Genomic DNA, 19,607 nt, shown 5'->3' with positions numbered 1-19,607 from the left:
GGTATGGGAGGAGGGCAGGTGGGAGGTGTAGGAATGTTGGCAGCAGGAGGCGCAGGAGGTGTAGGAATGCCGGCAGTGGAAGTGGAAATGTTGGGAGTAGGCGCTGAAGAGGGAGTTGATTTCGACGGGTTAGGTTTGTTATTCGCAGCATTTGCTTCCGCTTCTTTCATTTTTAATTGCTGCTTAAGATGCTTAATCTCTTGATTTAATTTTTCCACACTCTTTTGATCAGGAGAGTCATTTGGTCCATACCGATAGCTCATAAAATCATGTGCACGATCGGGGTTAATCAAACAGACAAAGGGAAGAATAATGGCGGTAAATAGACATTCGACTACACGTATAACGTGAATAAGGGCCGAGGATAATTCTAAATCGCGAGGAGCCGTCCATTTAGGAAAAAAAGCGCCGGCAACGGTATTATAAGGAGAGACGACAATACCGGTACACAATTTTCCTGCAAATAAGCTCAAATGAGCCACTGTATCCGCTACTGATGCGAGAGGAATAAGGATACAGCCAAATACACGAGAAGTCGCAGATCCCAAAATAGGAATTCCATTGTTTAAATTTGAGAGAGGCTTGGTAACCTTAGCCGTTAAGCAAAAATTTTCATAAGAACTTAATTGAGAAGTCTGTATCTTCATGACGACCTTATTATTAATTTATAAACGTTTTTGCTTCTATTTTATCTTTAAATTTTAAATTGGTTATTAATTTAAATTAAATGTTTAATAAATTAATTTGATAAAATAAATAAATTTATATTGATTATATCATGAATTTAATTTATTTGAAAGTATTTATTAATAATTAATTTAATCTAGAGTGCTAAAGAAAGTTTGATTCTGGCCTTTGCCTTGTTGTTTTTGGTGTCTGCATTAAATCTCTTAGAGGTGTAGTAAAACCCGTCATAACCGATAGTTGAGGTTATGATGGGTTTTAATGCCCCTCTTAGCGAGATAGAAGGGCGTCGTGTAGAGGGGTGACATTCGCTTTAAAAATGCATGCGTCTGGCTTAAAAATTAAGAGAAAAGGGGGAGAAGTTGACCTTTAGAGGATGGATTGTTATTTTAAATGTTTATTTACAAGGATTTGTAATTAAACATTTCGCTAAAAACAGGCGAATTTGTATAATGAGTTCGTTTAAATAAATGGCATATAATGACACCCATTCATCAAGCGTTAATTGACATTCAAAACTCTCAAAATTTTGAAAAATTAGAGGGTTTTAAAGACTCCACAGTTTGGACGAGTATGAAGCAAGAGGAGAGGGCATTGCTCGCTCGCTTGCTAATCATTCAGGGAGCCCAGCAGCTTTCTCAAGGCAATCATAGAGTGCTTGAAAGCTTCAATGTTGCTGCTCAAGTCTCTGATTATTCTCCAGTTATTCTTCATGAGCAGGGCGTAATCTTTGCTTCGTATACAGGAAATATGCGCTGTCTAGCGCTCGCTCATCAAGCCTTTATGCAAGTAATTGAAAAAGAGCCGCTTTTATTTGATGCCTGGTATAAAGATGCATTGGTTTTAATTGAGATGGGAATTTTTGAAGGGGAGTCGCATTATTTTAGCGATGCTCATCAAAGATTTGAAAAGGCCCACTCGCTTTTAGGGCAAGCGCCTTCTTCTTTGGCTCTGGAAGAATTTTATTGGAAGTGGGGAGTGTGTTTAGCTTCGTTGGGAAAATACTCAGGGGAGCCTTTGGATTTTCATCAAGCGATTGAGAAATATCAGCAAGCCGATAAGTTGGGCTGCCATGTGGCTGCTTTCTTTAACGATTATGGGCATGCTTTGGCCGATCTGGCTTCTTTATTGCATAGGCAGGAATATTTTAGCGAAGCGCTTAAATTATTCAATCAGGCTGTGCGCCATAATCCTCAATCTTTTGAGGGATGGTACAATCAAGCTTGCTGCATTCTACGTTTGACCGAGGCTGTTGTTCATGAAAAGCTTTTAGAGCAAGCCGATGCAAGTTTTGCTAAGGCGGCAGAATTAAATCCCAATAATAGCATGCTGTGGTTGAAGTGGGGGCAATTGGAAACCGCTTTGGGAAAATACAAACGCGATTTTGACAAGTTGGAGCATAGTTTAGAGAAATTCGCTAAAGCGAATAAATTAGAACCCGATCATCCGCAGATCTTGAGTTGCTGGGCAGAGACTGAGTTGTTTTTAGGCGCTCAGCACGAAAGGTTGGATCTCATTCAATCTGCCCGATTAAAAATTTTAAAAAGTCTAGAGATTCATCCAGAGAGTTCGGATACTTGGTATCTCTATGGATCTTGTTTGAATGAGCTGGGGCGTTATTTTTCGGAAGAAGACTATTACAATCAAGCAATAGAGAAATTCCAGTATGGCCTCTCTTTATCGCGGCAGAATCCTCTTCTGTGGTATGGCATGGCTTTAGCGCATTTTGCTTTAGGGGAGCTGACTGATCAAGAGGTCTTATTTGAAAAGGCTGTCCGCTATTGTGCCCATGTCATTGAATGCGGGGGAGGATCTTTTGCTCAATTCTGGAATGACTGGGGCGTTGCTCTAATGAAATTAGCGGAAGTGAGCGATCAAGCTGAATTTGCCGAGCAGGCCATTGAAAAATTCGAGCATGCGCTAAAGCAGCCGCTTATTGATTTAGAAAATGAAGATGTGGATTTGGAATGGATCTATAATTATGGCTGCGCGTTCGATCTTTTAGGCGATCTTGCAGAGGAGCCGCGCCATTTTGAAAAAGCGATTCAAATATTGACCCATGTGCTTCAGCTGGATCCCGATTACACGCAAGCCCGTTATAATTTAGCTTTGGCCTTGTCGCATTTGGGTGAAGCGATGTTTGACGTGGAGCCTTACTACAAAGCAATGGAGCATTTTCAGTTTCTCCTGGAACAAGATCCAGAAGATGAGATCATTCACATGGACTTTGGGATCTCTTTAATTAATTTGGCTTTATTAGTGCATGATATTCATCATCCTGAACGTTCGCATACTCTATACCGACAGGCTGAGCATCATCTCATGCAAGCGGCCTCCCTTGGAAATAATCAAGCCTTCTATCAATTAGCAGGGCTCTATTCTTTAACGTCTAATTATTCGCATGCAATGCACTATATTGAAAAGGCGCAGTTATTTGGCGTCTTACCGGCCATCGAAGACCTGCTTCACGACGACTGGTTAGAGGGGCTTAGGCAGACGACCCCTTTCCGCCAGTTCATTGCAGAGCTGTCTAGCCAATCAAAAGATGAAAAATAAGGCAATCGATCGATAGACGAGGATGAAGGCGATAGCTTTCATTCTCGTTCAAATTTCATTCAATTCAGGATGACAGGGACAATTTTTAGAAGAATTGTCGATGTTAGCAAACTTCCTCTCTGTAATTTCTGTGTATCCTATGGAATTACTTTTTTGATCCGGACCCGTCCTGTCATTTTACTAAAAAGAAATAAACCCTAGCACGTAAAAGAGCATAGAGAAAGGGGATCAGAAGGGGTGCCGCTATTGCTTGCACCCCTCTATTTAATCTGAGTGTGGAGTTTTTTTTGCTCTTTCGACTGCGTCAAAGTGTTGGAGATGAAAAATGGCAAGGCGGTCCATATTAAAAATTGGGCTGCCTTGCCATTTTTCATCTTTCGCGCTTGTCAGATTCTAATTCGTTTATTTACCGGACGCTTGGCGCTTGCGTTCGTTTTCCGTTAAGAAGCGTTTGCGCATGCGGATTGAATCCGGAGTGACTTCAATGAGTTCGTCATCTTGAATATAATCAATTGCCTGTTCGAGCGTAAAGCGGCGGGCAGGTGTAAGAATAATATTCTCGTCGCTTCCCGCAGCGCGTACGTTGGTCAGCTGCTTGCCTTTGGTGACGTTTACAACAAGATCGTTGTCGCGGCTGTTTTCTCCCACTACCATGCCTTCGTAGACATCATCGCCCGGAGAAACGAAAAGAACGCCCCGGTCTTGCAAGTTAAAGCAGGCATAGCCGCTGGTTTTGCCAGGGCCGTTAGAAATAAGCACGCCTTTGGTTCTGCCAGGAATGGTGCCTTTCCAAGGAGCAAAGTTTTCAAAGACAGACGTCAAAATCCCAAGACCGCGCGTGGCTGTTAAAAAGTCATTGCGGTAGCCCATTAGGCCTCGTGTTGGAATCAAGAAGTCGATAGAGGTAATTCCATTCTCGTTCGTATCGAGCAGTTGGAGCTCACCTTTGCGGCGCGAGAGCTCTTCGATAATTGCTCCCGAATATTCTTGCGGAACTTCAATGTGCACGCGTTCCATAGGCTCATGTTTAACGCCGTTCTCTTCCTTGATGATAACGCGGGGTTTGGAAATGCTGAACTCATACTCTTCGCGACGCATCGCTTCAATGAGAACGGCTAAATGAAGTTCTCCCCGGCCGGAGACTGTAATTTTGTCTTGATCTCCGCTTTGATCTTCAATGCGCAGCGAAATGTTGGAGCGCTTTTCTCTTTCTAAGCGATCGCGGATTTTATTCATGGTCACATGTTTTCCGCTTCGTCCCACAAAAGGGCTGTTGTTAACGGTGATATCAACCGAAAGCGTAGGCTCATCGAGCTTAATGCGGGGCAAGCGTACGATTTTCTTCGGATCGCAAAGCGTATCGCCGATTGTGACTTCTGGCATTCCAGATACGATGACAATATCGCCGACTCCAGCTTCTTCCATTTCAACTTTTTCAATTCCTAAGTGACCTTCGATACGGGTGACGCTGCAGCGCGATTCAGTGCCATGTTCATCGATGTGAATGATTTGCTGTCCTTTTTTGATCGATCCTTCCAAGATTTTTCCGCAAGCTTGCCTTCCGACATAATCATCATAAGTGATAGTAGACACATGCATGAGGAAGGGGTTCTCTAGGCTGCCTTGTGGTGGATGGACAGCATAAATGATCAGTTCGAATAGAGGACGCATATCCTTATGGATATCATGCAGATGGTGAATGGCAAAGCCGGATAAACCTGAAGCATAGCAGTAGCGGAAGTCAAGTTGTTCGTCCGTTGCGCCGAGTTCCGAGAATAAATCAAATGTCAAATCTAAGACGCGGTCTGGATTGGCATGTGGGCGGTCGATTTTATTTAAAACGACAATCGGCTTAATTCCCATCTTTAAAGACTTAGAGAGGACAAAGCGCGTTTGGGGCATAGGGCCTTCTTGCGCATCGACCAATAAGAGGACTGAATCGACCATGCCGAGAATGCGCTCGACTTCACCAGAGAAATCGGCGTGGCCAGGGGTGTCAATAATATTGATTTTATAATCTTCAAAGTAAACAGATGTATGCTTAGCAAAAATAGTAATGCCGCGCTCTTGTTCTTGGTCATAAGAGTCCATGACACGTTCACGCACTTGCTGATTGTCACGGAATATATTGGATTGCTTTAACAGCGCATCGAGCAAAGTGGTCTTGCCATGGTCAATGTGGGCAATAATGGCAATATTGCGAATTTTATCAGGAGAATACATACAAATTAAATCTTCGGTTAAAAGGTTGGTTGACTCGTCTACTAGGCATGAAAGCTATTTGGTTTATTGGATTAGGAAAGGCTCCCTAAAAGAATTAACCAGAAGGTTCGGCTGAATATCCGAGCGTTTTTTGATAATTTAAAACATTGATGCAAGAATAATAAACTTTTTGTTTTTAAAAAATCAAGTTTAAAATTCGTTTTAAGTTAGTTGTTCTATCAGTTGCTTTTTGCTTGAGCAATTGCTAAACTATTGCTACTTTTGATAAGGAAGGACGATTATATACCGAAGTGAGTTCAAAGCTTGAATCTAAACTATTATGAATTCGACGGCACTCTCTTAAAACCGATACACCAGCAGAGGATCTAACGTGGAAAGGGATGTACAAGATGAGAACGGCAAAATAGAAGAAAGCGTAGTATCGGGTAATCTAATGGACTCGCGCACGAGCCAATTGGATGACGTCCTTAATGAAAAGCTGGAAAAAGCGTTTCATAAGCCGACTTCCCAATTCATGCTCCATGATATTGCCAAGATTGCAAGTGAACATGACCCCATCGACTTGGCGTATGCTGTCTCGCGTCTGCCTCCTAGTGCGCGCATTGTCGTTTATGAAAACCTTCCCGACTTAAATGCCAAAATTATTTTCATGATTAATACGGGTAGCAATACGCGTACGGCTATTTTTCCGCAAATTGACGATCAAGAGATCAAGCGGCTTCTTGAGCGGATGCCTCCTGATGAGGCGGCTTGGATGTTGGACGATATGTCTGATCGCCGCATGAAGCGCGTTTTGGAGATTTTGGAACCCCGTAAAGCCGCCCGCATCCGGGATTTGTACAAGCATGACCGCCACAGCGCCGGCCGCTTGATGACGAATGAGTTTTTTGCTTTTCACATGAATGTGACAATTGGCGAGGTTGCAGCTGTCATTCGGGATAACCCGGGCATTGATTTGACGCGCCGCATTTTTGTGCTCAATGATGAAGATGAATTGGTTGGATTCGTTCCGGCCCGCAATTTGATCGTCAATCCTCCCTATGTCCCGATTAGGCAAGTGATGCGGCCGATCTTGCATCAAATCCATGCGGATTCCTCTCGCGATGAGGTGGTCGATCTGGTCGAGCGTTATAAGATTCCGGCTTTACCGGTTGTCGACGATGGGGACCGGCTAGTGGGCGTGATCACTTATGAACGCGTTGTGGAAGCTATGGAAGACATTGCCGATGAAACGATCGCCAGCATTGCCGGTACAGCGGAAGATGTCAGCGAGCATGAGCCCATTTTCAAGCGCTTTTTATGGCGCGCCCCTTGGCTGATTGTCACGCTCTGTGCAGGGCTTGTCACAGCCACGGCCTTATCTCATTTTAAAGACCGCGACTGGTTTACATTTGTCGCCCTTTTTGTTCCGCTCATTGCCGGAATGTCCGGCAATGTCGGCATTCAATGCAGTACGATCCTTGTGCGCGGAATGTCGACGGGAGAGCTGTCTTATGGTTCGCGCCGCAATGCCGTCTTTAGCGAATTGAGCATTGGAGTTTTAATTGGCGTGGTTTTCGGCGTCATATGCGGAGGGTTTGTTTATCTTTTAAACCGCTTTGACATCCACTATATGGGATCGAATCCCGTGGTTCTAGGCGCGATAGTCAGCTGCGGCCTGTTAGGGGCCTGTCTAATGGCAACGTTGCTTGGGACGTTATCTCCCTTCTTTTTCGCGCGCTTCCGCATTGATCCAGCCGTCGCTTCGGGACCCATTGTAACGGCTTTCAATGATGTGCTGTCAACGTTGATGTATATTTTTGTGGCAAAAGTCATTAGCTCCTTTTTCGGGGTTTAACGCGCGGTTGGCTGGAGGTATTTTCCCTTGTCCCGTCCTTTGTTAGCTTGGGTGTGGAGTTTTTTGCCCTTTCGACCACGTCAGAGCCTCGGAGATAAAAAGGTACGACGGTCCATATTAAAAAATAGGCACGGCCTTGCCATTTTTCATCTGCAAGCGCTTTCTCGTCAGTCCAACGGGTAAAAAGCTCTACACTCAGGTTGTCAAGCTTCCTAAAAGTAAAACACAGAGGCGCGAAGATGCGGTGGAATAGGAAGGGCGTTTACCCTCTCTTTTTTATCTGCGTCTTCTTTATCTGCGTCTTCGCGCCTCTGCGTTAAAGACTATGCGTCTTGTCAGCTTAGTGGGTCACATCCGTGTCGGCATGCGCAGGGAGAGCGGCGATGGTTTTGTGATGGGCCAACCTTCCTTGTTCTCCTTCTAAAAAAGTGAGAAAGCTTCTCTTTGCATCATCGAACGCATTGCCATTATTGATTTGCGGAGAATTGATAGTCCGGTTGAATGTGCGAATTTGCTCTTCTATTCTTTTCACATTGTCTTCCAGATGGCCAAAGCGGGACTTTTTTAGCTCAGTTACAGAGGCTTCCATTGTGGCAAAGTGATGAGAGGGCTTGGTCGTGCGATTGACAGCACGCCGAATTTGATCCACATGGTCCCAAGCCATTTCGTTATGGCGGCTGCGCACTTGATGACGGAGGAACGCACAGGTTCCCAAGATAATGGTAAAGCCGGCAATTCCGGAAAGGGCAAAGGTGGCTAAGCCAAAGATGGCGGGAGTTAAAAAGGTGATTGCTAAAGCCACCCCTGTACAGGTTCCGCCTACAATCAAATCGCCTTTTGTGATGGGCTGAATATTATTTTCGTAGAAATCCTTGAAATAATTGGGCCAGAGGACGGTATTCCAATAATTGCCTATTTCGGCAAATTTAGCGACGATCCAATCTTTTGACACTTGTTTGGCATGTTTGGCTTTTCCCCAAGCAGATTGAAAGGCTGCACCAGTCTGCATGAGGATGGCGCGGGTCTGTCCTAAAAGTGTTGGCGCTTGCATTGTCCAAGGCTCCTTCTTATGTCTCTTAATTTAAATTGTAAGTAATCTTTATTTAATTATTATGCTAATAAACGATAATTGTTATTAACTTAAGTGATGAAAGAGAGACCATTAAGTTGAAAGCGAAATGGAAAAGTGCGATTGAGTTGGTCTGGATCAACTTAAAAGTCAGCTTAAACAGCTTTGTCGAATACGTGCGGGTCGTTTTTAATTATTATTCAGACCCTCTGTTTTGCAAAGTCGACTCGGCCTTGGTCTTTCCTTATTTATTCCATAATCCTTTTGCCGTTAGTAAACAATTTTTGCAGCAAAAGGGGGCGGATAACGTTTATACTTATGGGGAAACCCCTTTGACGACGCTTGATCTGATTGCGCGCCGTTGCCATTTATCGCTTAGCGATACGGTCTTTGAACTGGGCTGCGGACGCGGACGCACCTGTTTTTGGTTGAATCGCTTTATCGGCTGCCAAGTCGTAGGGGTCGATTATGTTCCCGCCTTCATCGAGCGCGCCCAAGCCGTTCAAGCCAAGTGGAGGGTGAAGGGAGTGGAATTTCGCTTGGAAAATATCCTGGCGACGGATTTTACAGGGGCGACGGTCATCTATTTATATGGCACGTGCTATTCGGCCTCGTTCATTTCTCTGCTCGCCCGCCGCTTGGAAAGCCTCCCAAAGGGGGCTAAAGTCATCAGCATCAGCTATCCTTTGACCGATTATCAAACCAAGCCTCTTTTTGAGGTTGTCAGCAGCTTTTCTGCTCCCTTTACGTGGGGAGCAGCCGAGGTCTATTTGCAGATCAGAAAGTAATTTGGCCCAATGCAAGAGAGGCATAAGGACATGCCGTCCTTATGCCATCAGTCGTTATGCAGCTGAAGCTACAGCTTCCCACGTTCTTTGCTGGCTTTGCTGAACGCGTTCAATCAGGCTTTGGCCTTGATCGAATCCGCGATCGCTCTTTTGCATATCTTGGCTGTATTCGCCAATGATGCTGCCTTTAATTTGATAAACGTGGTCGATACCGCTGAGCTGCCCATCGGCTTTCTTGTCGAAATGGCCGCCTGTCGCTTGGACAACGCCGCCAACGGCTTGCAGTCCGACACCGATCGCAGAAGCCGGCCCTGCAAAGGCGCTAGCGACGCTGAGGCATCCGGCCAAGCAGCTTGATGCTAGGTTGCCATAGCGATGGTAATTGTCGACTTTCTCGTTTACTTTCTTCTCTTGTTCATTTTGGCCGATGCGGCGCAATTGATGAACCAGCTGTTTATTTTGAACAGATAAACGGCTTTCTGCCAATCCTGTTTCAAAAACGATCAAGTCAATGCTCAATGTGCCCATCTTCTTGACTAGATTAGGATCGAGCTCGAAATAAGCCTGATACTGGGATGGAATCGTCGCCTTCTCAGTGATCGTAGTATTTATTGGCATATTATTAGTCTCCTATTTTTATCTTAACGCAACCATGTTTTTCATTTTTTCTAAATGCTTCAAAATTTGAATGAGCTTTTCTTTAAAGTGGCTGTCCGTTTCAGCAATGCTTCCAATTCGTTCGCGGTAATCTTCGATGAGATCGTCAGATTTTTTGCGGATATGCTGAAATTCTGCCAATTTGGCCTTGTCTTCGTTGGTACGGTAGTTGGCATAGCCAGTTCCTCCCGCCACTAAGGCTGCAAATCCGGCTGAAACATAAGGACCGACTGTGCCCAACGCAACGACAACAGGAGCCGAAGCGCCTGCTGTGACAGCAATAGCGGCAATGCCGGCAATCGCTCCTGCAACTAATGCCACCGTTTGGCCTGCCTTCATCCATCCGGAGATGTTTTCATCTTTTTCCAACGCTTTTTTAATGTCATCCAATGTGCGCTCCTGGAGCTTCCTTACATTGATTAATTTAGTAAAACAGTCGTTCGATAAATTGGCACCTTCTGTTTCTATCTCAAGCTGGGCTTTTAACACAATGGACATAATCTCATGCATTGTGCGTGGGCTGACTTTAGCAATGATTTCCATCATTTCATCGGAGCTAAGCGGCTTTGCTGCAGGCTCTTCCGTACTGTCCACTTTAGGGCTGTTTTCAATGGTAGGGTCAGCAATCTTTTTGCTAACCGATTTTTCAAGAGCAGGCTCCGTTTTGGAAGCTTCCAGCTTTTTGCGGATAGCAGACTGAACTTTGGGAACGGCCATTTCCAAGCTTAGATCGGCGTTTGGTTCCAGCTCCGGCTTCTCAATAGCAGGAATAGCCCCAATGGGTGCAGCCCGTTCGATAGCTGCTGCATCAAGTGTTGCTTTGCCAGTATTAACCGACGTCATTTTTTGCGGCTCAAGCCACCAAGGTTGGAGCTTGCTCGAAAAAGAAGGCCTTAAGGCTTCTTTTTCAGGAGCCTTGATCGCTTCTTCAAAAAACACATCTTTATTGTAGATCTCATGCAGAGCACGGCCTTGATTAGCCTTATCTACATTTTTGACATCCAATGCTCTTAGGTCGGCTTCAATATCTCCAATAGCTTGGAGGGACGATAGTTGTTTTGTTCCGACTGCCATAATCGTATCCTATATAATTTTATTATGCTTGTTTTGACCAGACTTCCTTCATTAAGGCCACATGCTTGAGGACTCTTGGATCCTGCTGTTCTTCCGCACTCAAGCGAGCGGCTTCTAAGGCTTTTAAGCCCGATGGAATTTGCTTGAGAGCAAAGTAGCAATCTGCAGCATAGACGTATAGATAGGGATCTGGCTGATCGCGATGCAGAATTTGCGTGCAAATATAGCAGTTCAATGCATCTTGATAATGCTGCAGCATTTGCAAGCTCGCCCCCAATCCTTTCCAATATTTGGGCTCTAGGGGATTGACAACGACTAAAAGGCGGAAAAAATGGCATGCGTCTTCAAATTGCTGATCCCGATAGAGATGATAAGCCATATAATACATCTCTTTTTCTTGCTTAAGGGAAAGTGCAAGGATGTTCTCTCCGTCCGGCTGCTTGCCCATCAATTCTAACAGATAGGTTTCGAATTGATCAAAGGATTCGCCTAGCATCTTCCATTAGCTCCCTTTAATACCTGATAATGCCGAGCGTTTCGGCTTATCTTCATATTTCAAGACTTGATTGGCCAACATCAAATAACGGTCAGACTCTTGAATATAAATTTGCATCTTCTGCGTTTGCTGCTTATTTTCTTTATCCCAGGTATCGGCAGTTAAGTGCAAATTTTCTAATAAGCGATCACGTTCAGTCGAACTAAAAGACGTTTTTACAATGACATTTGTATCACTCGATTTTGAATCGAGCGGAATGTTAACCCCCATCTCTTTGGCGATGCGAAGCTTCTCTTTTAACTGCTCGTTTTTACCGATATCCAATTTGTCCGATCCATCAATAGAGCTATTGAGCTCTTGAACAATCTCGTGAAGGAACTTCATTTTCTCTTGCCGTTGCGTCACTTCGGCAGCGATTTGGTCGATTTTATTTTTAATTTCTTTGCCATGGTAGGCATAAAATTTGACGGCTTCAATAAGAACTGGAGTCGACAAAATATCGTGGGTAGGCAAACGAATGGCCAGATCATCCTCGATCATCTTACTGCGTTCCGCCATATTAACCTCCTAATTTTCCTTATCGTCTATATTATTAATAATTAAAAATGACATAAGTAAAGCATAATTATAACAAATTATAGTAATAAAGTAAACCTTTTTAAATGGAATTAAAAAAAGGATTATGTAAAATTTAGGTTAAGAATTCTAAATAATGCTTTACGCCTTCTCGAAAAATTCTTTTTGCCACCTTCAGATAGCTAGTCGATTTATGCGTTAATATAGCCTCTAAATGCAGTCTTTTAAACACTTAGTTATGCCTCACTCATATAAATTTTTAAGTCTATTTGTTTCCCTATTCAGATTGTTGAGTGTCTGGTCTAGCTGCTGAAGGGAACCGGCCATATTAGAAGGAGCAGGCAGAGAAGGTTCATGAGGAGCTGACGACTGTATACTGGTATGAACAAAAGGCGTAAGAATATGCAGTTCGCTTGCTGCCTTATTGAGTTCCTGAATTGTTCTTTGAAATTGGTGGATGGATTCGCTGATTTGCTGTGCCGTCTGGCTTAACTGCGAGATGGATTCATTGATTTGCTCTGCTCCTGTCGATTGGGCCTGCATGCCTTGATTGACCCTTTCAAAGCGAGAGGTGAAACTTTCCACTTGCTCAATGATCTTGGTCAACTGCTGACTAACGGCTTGAACTTGGCCCACTCCATTGCGGATTTCTTGCGTAAAATCGTCTACGCTCATGACGCTTGAAGAGACGGCAGTCATAATTTCATTGGCGGTCCTTTCGATATCGAGAGTGGAAACAGCCGTCTGATCTGCCAAGCGGCGGATCTCTCGGGCAATTACAGCAAAGCTGCGGCCGTATTCTCCGGCCTTCTCTGCCTCGATCGAGGCATTAAGCGATAGCAGGTTGGTTTGGTCGGCGACCTTAGTGATGGTCGTAATGACGTTTGTGATGTTGCCCGCTTTTTCGTTGAGGACGGCAAGCTTGGTGGCAATATTGCCGGACGCATTGACCATCTGCCGCATGATGGCTTCCATGTTCGTTAGGGAGTTTTTGCCAGTGACGGCCAAATGCGAGGTTTGCTCGGCGACAATGCTGATCTCATTCATCGTATTGGCATACTCTTTGGCTGTCGAAGAAATTTCTTGGGCTGCCAAGGCGATTTCCTTTGTGGTCGCTTCTTGTTCGACAATAATGGTTTCTTGTTCTTTAGAAGCGGATGCGATTTCGCTGGCTGAATTGGTTAGAGTTAATCCAATTTGCTGTAGGCGACCAAGAATCGTTTCGAACGATTCGGCCATTTTATTGAAAGATTTAGCGACTTCGTTAAATTCCGTATTCCCTTCAGCTACTTGAATGCGTGACGTTAAGTTCCCTTTAGAAATAGCCGTTATGGCGTCTAATAATTCGTACAGATGATTAATGATTTGCTCCAATTTTTGCGCCATGTGGTTAAAGGCCTGGGATTGGCGTCCAATTTCATCATCGTAAATGACCGGAACGCGAATGGATAAATTGCCGTTGGTAAAGCTATTGGTTGCTTGGGTCAAGTTGTTTAACCGCATAGTCGCTTTATGCGTGACGACCAGGCCCGAAGCAAAGGAAAAGACGACTAATAAAAGCGTAAGGAATAGGACAAGCCAAAGCTCAAAAGCTTGATATTTTCTCTCATACAGGAGGATCTCTTGAAGAGCCTTTAAACTTTGATTCCATAGATTAGAGCCCATAGAAAACACTGTATCGCTTAAATTGCCAAGCTGACCAATATTTGCAGCTGATTTTGACGGATCGATCAAATGATTATTGATAAAGGCGATCAAATTCTCTATGGCCCCATTATAGTCATTAAAACTAGTGAGCAGCGATTTTTCCATTTCAGGGCTATTAAGAGGCTTTTCTAAATTGTTCGGAATGAGATTGAACTTTAAATAAGCTAATAAGGAGTTAATAGAATAAATCAGATTAGATAAATGCTGCTGGAGATCCGGTGTAAGGGAACTTGCAAGCCTTTTTTCACTGGATAGGGATAGTTGGGCTAACTTTTCCTGTAAAAAAGGAAGTTTGGAAATTAGAGCTTGAATAGCGTCATAGCCATGTATTTGATTGGCTATATAATCTAAACTCAATTGATCGCCAAAATAATTAAATTCCATTAGCAGGCCATTGATCAAATGATTATGAAGCTGCTCGCTTTGTTGTGGAGAGAGAGTAAAAACTTCTTGTTTGAGAGTTCTCCACTTATTTTCTAAATTCATCGAATTGACATAAGTTAAAAAGTGGTTGGAATAAAGCGTATCTCCATTCAGCTTCTTGTTATGTTGAGGTTGAATGGCTTGCCAAGATTGCTCTATCTTTCCTTGAAGGATCTCTATTTCTGATCTTAAGTCTACTTCCTCAGCTAAATAGCGTTGAGCCAATAAACGATGGGTTTGAATTTGAAGGAATAACTGTTTGAGGATCTCTTCCTCTTTCACTTGCATTAACTGCGCATCAATAAAATGCATGCGTTCTAAGTGACTTTTAATCCAAAGGCAAGCAATGGGAATAAGGGGAAGGATTGATAAGATGGAAATGAAAATATACGTTTGAATATAAGTCATATGGTTGATTATCCAACCATAGGGGGGAGGTGAATTTTTCCTCATGTCGGACCTTTCTTAAAGACAAGTGCAAGCACTTATCTAAACATGTTCTTTGAATTCATTTCGATATAAAGGATTAGCAATAAATTTAATTAAGACATAAGAATTTTCATCCAATAAATCAAGCATTGTTTTTTTCTAAATTTCATTGATCTAGCTATGAAGAGAATTCCTTGTTGAAGAAGTAAATCGACTGATAAGTTGTTGATTATAAATTTCTTTTGTTTATTTTTTTAAGATTTTAAAAATGATTTGAAGTCGTTAAAGTTTCTCAATCATTAATTTATTATTTTATTTATTAAAACAAAGGGTTATTAAAATTGTGCGAGAGCTTTGCTTAAATTCCTTTCATTCTGTATTCTATACTTTCAAGATTGACGAAGGCTAATTGACAACACGCCTAACGGAAAATAATCTTGAATATAGGCAATTAGCAATTCGACGGCCTTTAAAGAATTGCGCTTTACTTTGTAATTGTCGCCATCCACTAATTGTAGGCATATAGAAATGGCAAAAAGTTTTATTGAATCTTCTATTTCGCGACAAGACCTTCCTTTTGAAGTGCCTTTACGTCCCCAGTGTTTAGCTGAGTTTATGGGGCAGGACTCGATCCGAGATCGTTTAGAAGTGCTTATCGGGGCAGCGCAGCAAAGGGGAGAGACCTTAGGGCATTGCCTATTTAGCGGTCCCCCAGGATTAGGTAAAACAACGTTGGCAAATATTTTGGCCAAAGCCATGGGCACTAATTTAGTTGTCACGTCAGGGCCTGTGATTGAGAAAGCGGGCGATTTAGCGGGAATTCTGACGAGTTTAAAAACCGGAGATGTTTTATTCATTGATGAAATTCATCGCTTGAATCGAGCGGTAGAGGAATATCTTTACCAAGCGATGGAAGACTTCGCCCTTGATCTCATGATTGATAGCGGGCCTAATGCACGGAGCGTCCAAGTTAAATTAAATAAGTTTACCTTGGCAGGCGCCACAACGCGTTTAGGCTTATTATCCGAGCCTTTGCGTTCCCGTTTTGCCTTTACATGCCGGTTAGATTATTATGATCCTTCCATTTTGCAGCAGATTATCCGACGAACGAGCCGCATTCTCAATATCAGTTTAGAGGAAGACGCCGCTTTTGAAATTGCCAAGCGGTCCAGAGGGACTCCGCGCATTGCCAATCATTTATTAAGATGGGTACGCGATTTTGCTCAGATGAAAGCCAATAATCAAATCAATTGCTCGGTTGTTCATCAAGCTTTGGCGATGTTGGCTATTGATGAGAAAGGGCTGGATGAAATGGATAAAAAAATGCTGCAAATCATGGTTCAGCATTATAATGGCGGACCTGTCGGGCTTAATGCTATTTCTGCTTCTATTGGAGAAGAAGCCTCCACAATTGAAGAAGTTTATGAACCTTACCTGATTTTGCAAGGCTTACTGAAGCGTACTCCAAGAGGACGTGAAGTGACGGATTTGGGGTATCAGCATTTAGGATTGGAAAAATCCGCATAGGAGAGGAGTTTGAAATTTAAGCGTCTTGATTTATTTGAGTTTTGAAGGCAATTTTCATTTCATTTTAAAGCAAACGGTTTTAAGAAGTCCTCTTAAACAATGAAAAATATAAGATTTAGATTTTTAATGAAGGAGAAAAAAAGATGATTCTGAGATTACTCCTGCTTTTCCTCACCATTTTACCTTTTACTACTTCCTCTTTGCAGGCTGGAATGTGGGACAATATTGTGGATACATGGAAAGGACGAAGCAAGTCAACTCCGCCCTCTATTCGCATTTTGGTACTCCATGATGTGGAAGGGGCGCACCTAGAAGTCAAAGGGAAGTATAGCTTATTTGACCCTTATACAGATTCCTATATTAGTTCGCGCTTTGCTGGAAAAAGCCGTCAAATTCAAGCCTTAAGCGATGGCTTAAAATGGGGAGAGTCCTTTCCGGGTCTTTATCAAATCAAAATTAGGCCGGATGAAGAGACCACTTTGATTGCGATTAACGGTAAGGAATATGAAGGCCTTGTGTTTTTTTATGATATTGGAGGATCTCTTAGCGCAGTCAATCAAATTTCCGTTGAAGACTATGTTCGCTCAGTCTTGGCTCAACATCAAAATCAAAATTTGCACCCCGAAACTTTAGCGGCTATTGCTATTGTTGCCCGTACCAATGCGTATTTTCAGACGGTTAACCCTAAAAATACTTACTGGGCTGTCGATGCGCAAAAAGTGGGATTCCAGGGCCGCGTCCCGGTTTCGCAAAATATTTCCGAGGCTGTACGCGCAACCCGTTATATGATCATGAGCCGAACGGGAATATATGAAGGGGTTGCCACTCCTTTTGCTGCCCAGTTTGATTCTATTGGTCCCGGCCATCCTAATAAAGACATGGAAATGGCTAAAATATCTTTGGAAGAAGCGAATCAGATGGCGGAAAACGGACAACATGCTGCACAAATTTTGGCAAAGGCCTTCCCCGGCACAACGATTATGTTAATCCAATACGCTAACTAACAAATAAAGGCGTTAATTTTGCCGGACGGGAGCGTGGCTTCCTGTCCGGCAAAGCACCTTGGCCTTTATCTATTCGCGAATATCTCAAGTCTATTTGCTTCTTTTTCTGCCTGAATGGCTTATTTAAAATTTTTCCGTGAAATAAGAGAAACAAGCTCAAATTCAGGTTATTTAACAGCTATCAAAGCCCATTTCTATTCGCGATGGCTTTCTCCCTAAAGGAAACTTGAGAGGGGAAGCCATATTGGATTTAATATGGCTTTTACTCGGACCGCGTTTTAGGAAAATAATCTCAAATCTAGGCTATTAACCTGAGTTTTAAGACCCTCTCTAAGGGGGATTGGGGACTGCCTTTAACAAAATAGCCGTATAAGAGGGAATGCGATATGTATGCGCTAATAGCCTTTTGCGCTGGCCTTCCTCGAAGAAATCTTCGGGAGGGGGATTATGCGTATTGACCACCCAAACCCAATGCATGCCTTCGCCTGCATGAGGAATATTAATGGTAAGAGGAACATGGGAGGCATTAAAGGCTGCATAAAGGTCCGGGCCTTTATCCGGAATATTCAAGCTGAAAGCGACAAATCGGTTGTCGTTTTCCCATTCCGGATTTAAAGGGGACAATCCATGCCAAGAGACATCCTTATCCTCTAAAAAAGCCTCTCTTCCTAGCAAGGGCTCCTTCTTACGAAATTCGATCAACGAGCGATAAAAGCGGAAAAATCCAGGCTTGGCTTCTAGTTGATCCCATAAGAACCAATTGAGTTGATTATCCTGGCACCACGTATTGTTGTTGCCGTTTCGCGTATGGCAATATTCATCGCCCATGAGAAGCATGGGAACGCCCTGTGAAAGCATCAGGGCAAGATGAAAATTTCGTATTTGCCGCTCGCGCAAGAAGACGATTTTCTTATTGTTTGAATGCCCCTCCAATCCACAGTTCCAGCTGTCATTGTGATCGAAGCCGTCTCTATTGTCTTCCCCATTGTCGAGATTGTGCTTTTCATTATATGTCACGAGATCGGCTAGGCTGAAGCCGTCGTGGGCAGTCACAAAGTTAATGCTGCAGCAGGGAGACCCGCGCCATCCATATAGATCTTGTGAGCCGCTTAAGGCTGTTGCAAAAGCTGTCTTTTGGCCTGACGTGCCTTTAATGAAGCGACGGACGACATCGCGGTAGCGGCCATTCCATTCACTCCAACGGGTCCCGGGATAAAATCCTCCGACTTGGTAAAGGCCGCCTGCATCCCACGCCTCGGCAATCAATTTTGTATTCGCCAAGATGGGATCTTGAGAAATCGCTTCTACGATAGGAGGATTGCCAAGCGGCGCTCCATTTTCTGCCCGCGTTAAAATAGAGGCCAAATCAAAGCGGAATCCATCCACCCGCATTTCTGTCACCCAGTAACGCAAGGATTCTAAGATTAATTCTCTAGTCACGGGATGATTGCAGTTAAACGTATTGCCGCAACCCGAAAAGTTGAGGTAATTGCCTTGCGCGTCGATCATATAATAAGCGTGCGGATCGCATCCCCGAAAGGAAGCAACGGGGCCTTGATGATTGCCTTCAAAAGTATGGTTGTAGACCACATCTAAAATGACTTCAATACCATTTCGGTGCAGTTCCTTGACCATCCGTTTAAATTCCAGGATGGCTTTGTCTAAGTTTGAATCGGCCGCATATCGGCTCATGAGAGAAAAAAAATTAACAGTCGAATAGCCAAAGTAATTGACGAGCTTCTTTTTTGTTTGGGGGTGCACTTGCATCGCTTCTGTCTCATTGAATTCAAAGACAGGCATAAGCTCGATGGCATTGATTCCCAGTTGTTTTAAGTATGGGATTTTTTCGATTAATCCATCATAAGTGCCTGGATGTGCTGTCCTGCTTGAGTCATCGCGCGTAAATCCCCTGACATGCATTTCATAGAGAACAAGATTTTTCCATGGAATGCGAGGAGGATTAATTCCTTCCCAATCAAAAGGGGAATGCAGAATGACTTTACCGAGCGGATGATAAGGCTCGTTTTGATCGGGAGGGCCGCCCCAGTTAGCATGGCTGGCTACAGCTTTAGCATAGGGATCTAATAATAGATGGCTGACTTCTTTATCTTGAGCATTCTCCGCATTTTGCTGAGCATCCTTAGGCTTATGGGGAAATAGGCGAAAGCCATATACGCAAGAAGAGGGAAGCTGATGCACTAGAATATGCCAGACGTGCCCTGTTTTATGAATGGCCGGATCAAGCTCAATTTCTTTAAAAGGAATTGCTAAATTGTTTTCATGGAATAAGCATAAGTTAAGCTTTTCAGCCTCTTTGTTAAAGAAAGCAAAATTCACTCCGCCTTCTTGTTCTGTTGCGCCGAAAGGATAAGGATAGCCTACATCAGTTTGCAATTCTGTTTCGGGTTGAATAACAGGAGAAAGTTTCTTTTTCATGAAGAGATCCTATGAGTTGAATTTACTTCTTCATAGCGAGAAGTCGACTTTTTTCTCCAATCTTTTATAAAAAATTATTGTCGCGTGATTTTGTCAATAAGAAGAATAGGGGAATAGATTT

At 43.4% G+C, this 19,607-nt stretch carries 13 protein-coding genes and 1 pseudogene; 5 read left to right on the top strand and 9 right to left on the bottom strand.

The window, feature by feature from the left end; all coding sequences use genetic code 11:
- A pseudogene (locus tag BN3769_RS00820) lies at positions 1–647 on the bottom strand (hypothetical protein); the annotation flags it as partial.
- Positions 648–1,164: 517 nt separating this feature from the next.
- Between BN3769_RS00820 and BN3769_RS00815 the strand changes: the two are divergent.
- On the top strand, positions 1,165–3,240 hold the full coding sequence (locus BN3769_RS00815) for a tetratricopeptide repeat protein (protein WP_068466589.1): 2,076 nt from the start codon (positions 1,165–1,167) through the stop codon (positions 3,238–3,240).
- Positions 3,241–3,642: 402 nt separating this feature from the next.
- Here BN3769_RS00815 and typA read toward each other — a convergent pair whose 3' ends face one another.
- Positions 3,643–5,463: a translational GTPase TypA gene (gene typA, locus BN3769_RS00810; protein ID WP_068466587.1), complete on the bottom strand. Its 1,821-nt coding sequence runs from the start codon at positions 5,461–5,463 to the stop codon at positions 3,643–3,645.
- Between the two features lie 433 nt (positions 5,464–5,896).
- On the opposite strand from typA, the gene mgtE reads away from it, so the two are divergent.
- Positions 5,897–7,300, top strand: a complete 1,404-nt coding sequence (mgtE, locus tag BN3769_RS00805; protein WP_068466603.1) for a magnesium transporter — start codon at positions 5,897–5,899, stop codon at positions 7,298–7,300.
- Positions 7,301–7,640: 340 nt separating this feature from the next.
- Here mgtE and BN3769_RS00800 read toward each other — a convergent pair whose 3' ends face one another.
- On the bottom strand, positions 7,641–8,351 hold the full coding sequence (locus BN3769_RS00800; protein ID WP_068466586.1) for a hypothetical protein: 711 nt from the start codon (positions 8,349–8,351) through the stop codon (positions 7,641–7,643).
- A 116-nt stretch (positions 8,352–8,467) separates the two neighbouring features.
- On the opposite strand from BN3769_RS00800, the gene BN3769_RS00795 reads away from it, so the two are divergent.
- Complete coding sequence (locus tag BN3769_RS00795; RefSeq protein WP_068466583.1) at positions 8,468–9,157, top strand: SAM-dependent methyltransferase; 690 nt, start codon at positions 8,468–8,470, stop codon at positions 9,155–9,157.
- A gap of 54 nt (positions 9,158–9,211) precedes the next feature.
- On the opposite strand, the gene BN3769_RS00790 is transcribed toward BN3769_RS00795, so the two are convergent.
- From BN3769_RS00790 to BN3769_RS00770, 5 genes are all read right to left on the bottom strand, one after another.
- Positions 9,212–9,775, bottom strand: coding sequence for a hypothetical protein (locus BN3769_RS00790; RefSeq protein WP_068466581.1), 564 nt, complete (start codon positions 9,773–9,775; stop codon positions 9,212–9,214).
- A gap of 18 nt (positions 9,776–9,793) precedes the next feature.
- Complete coding sequence (locus BN3769_RS00785; protein ID WP_068466578.1) at positions 9,794–10,888, bottom strand: hypothetical protein; 1,095 nt, start codon at positions 10,886–10,888, stop codon at positions 9,794–9,796.
- A gap of 22 nt (positions 10,889–10,910) precedes the next feature.
- The gene (locus tag BN3769_RS00780; protein WP_068466576.1) at positions 10,911–11,384 is read right to left on the bottom strand and encodes a tetratricopeptide repeat protein; all 474 of its coding nucleotides are present in this window, start codon (positions 11,382–11,384) and stop codon (positions 10,911–10,913) included.
- A gap of 6 nt (positions 11,385–11,390) precedes the next feature.
- Positions 11,391–11,942, bottom strand: coding sequence for a hypothetical protein (locus BN3769_RS00775; protein WP_068466575.1), 552 nt, complete (start codon positions 11,940–11,942; stop codon positions 11,391–11,393).
- A 261-nt stretch (positions 11,943–12,203) separates the two neighbouring features.
- Positions 12,204–14,543 carry a methyl-accepting chemotaxis protein gene (locus BN3769_RS00770; protein WP_079989349.1) on the bottom strand — a complete coding sequence of 780 codons (2,340 nt, stop codon included), beginning with the start codon at positions 14,541–14,543 and terminating at the stop codon, positions 12,204–12,206.
- A 504-nt stretch (positions 14,544–15,047) separates the two neighbouring features.
- On the opposite strand from BN3769_RS00770, the gene ruvB reads away from it, so the two are divergent.
- Positions 15,048–16,046, top strand: a complete 999-nt coding sequence (gene ruvB, locus BN3769_RS00765; protein WP_068466571.1) for a Holliday junction branch migration DNA helicase RuvB — start codon at positions 15,048–15,050, stop codon at positions 16,044–16,046.
- Positions 16,047–16,189: 143 nt separating this feature from the next.
- On the top strand, positions 16,190–17,050 hold the full coding sequence (locus BN3769_RS00760; RefSeq protein WP_068466569.1) for a SpoIID/LytB domain-containing protein: 861 nt from the start codon (positions 16,190–16,192) through the stop codon (positions 17,048–17,050).
- A 330-nt stretch (positions 17,051–17,380) separates the two neighbouring features.
- Here BN3769_RS00760 and BN3769_RS00755 read toward each other — a convergent pair whose 3' ends face one another.
- Positions 17,381–19,486, bottom strand: a complete 2,106-nt coding sequence (locus tag BN3769_RS00755; RefSeq protein ID WP_068466566.1) for a glycogen debranching protein — start codon at positions 19,484–19,486, stop codon at positions 17,381–17,383.
- Positions 19,487–19,607 lie beyond the last annotated feature (121 nt).

Origin of the sequence: Candidatus Protochlamydia phocaeensis (assembly GCF_001545115.1) — a bacterium.
Lineage (GTDB): Bacteria > Chlamydiota > Chlamydiia > Chlamydiales > Parachlamydiaceae > Protochlamydia_A > Protochlamydia_A phocaeensis.
Note: the sequence above shows the minus strand (reverse complement) of the source record. Positions and strands in the feature narration are given on the sequence as shown.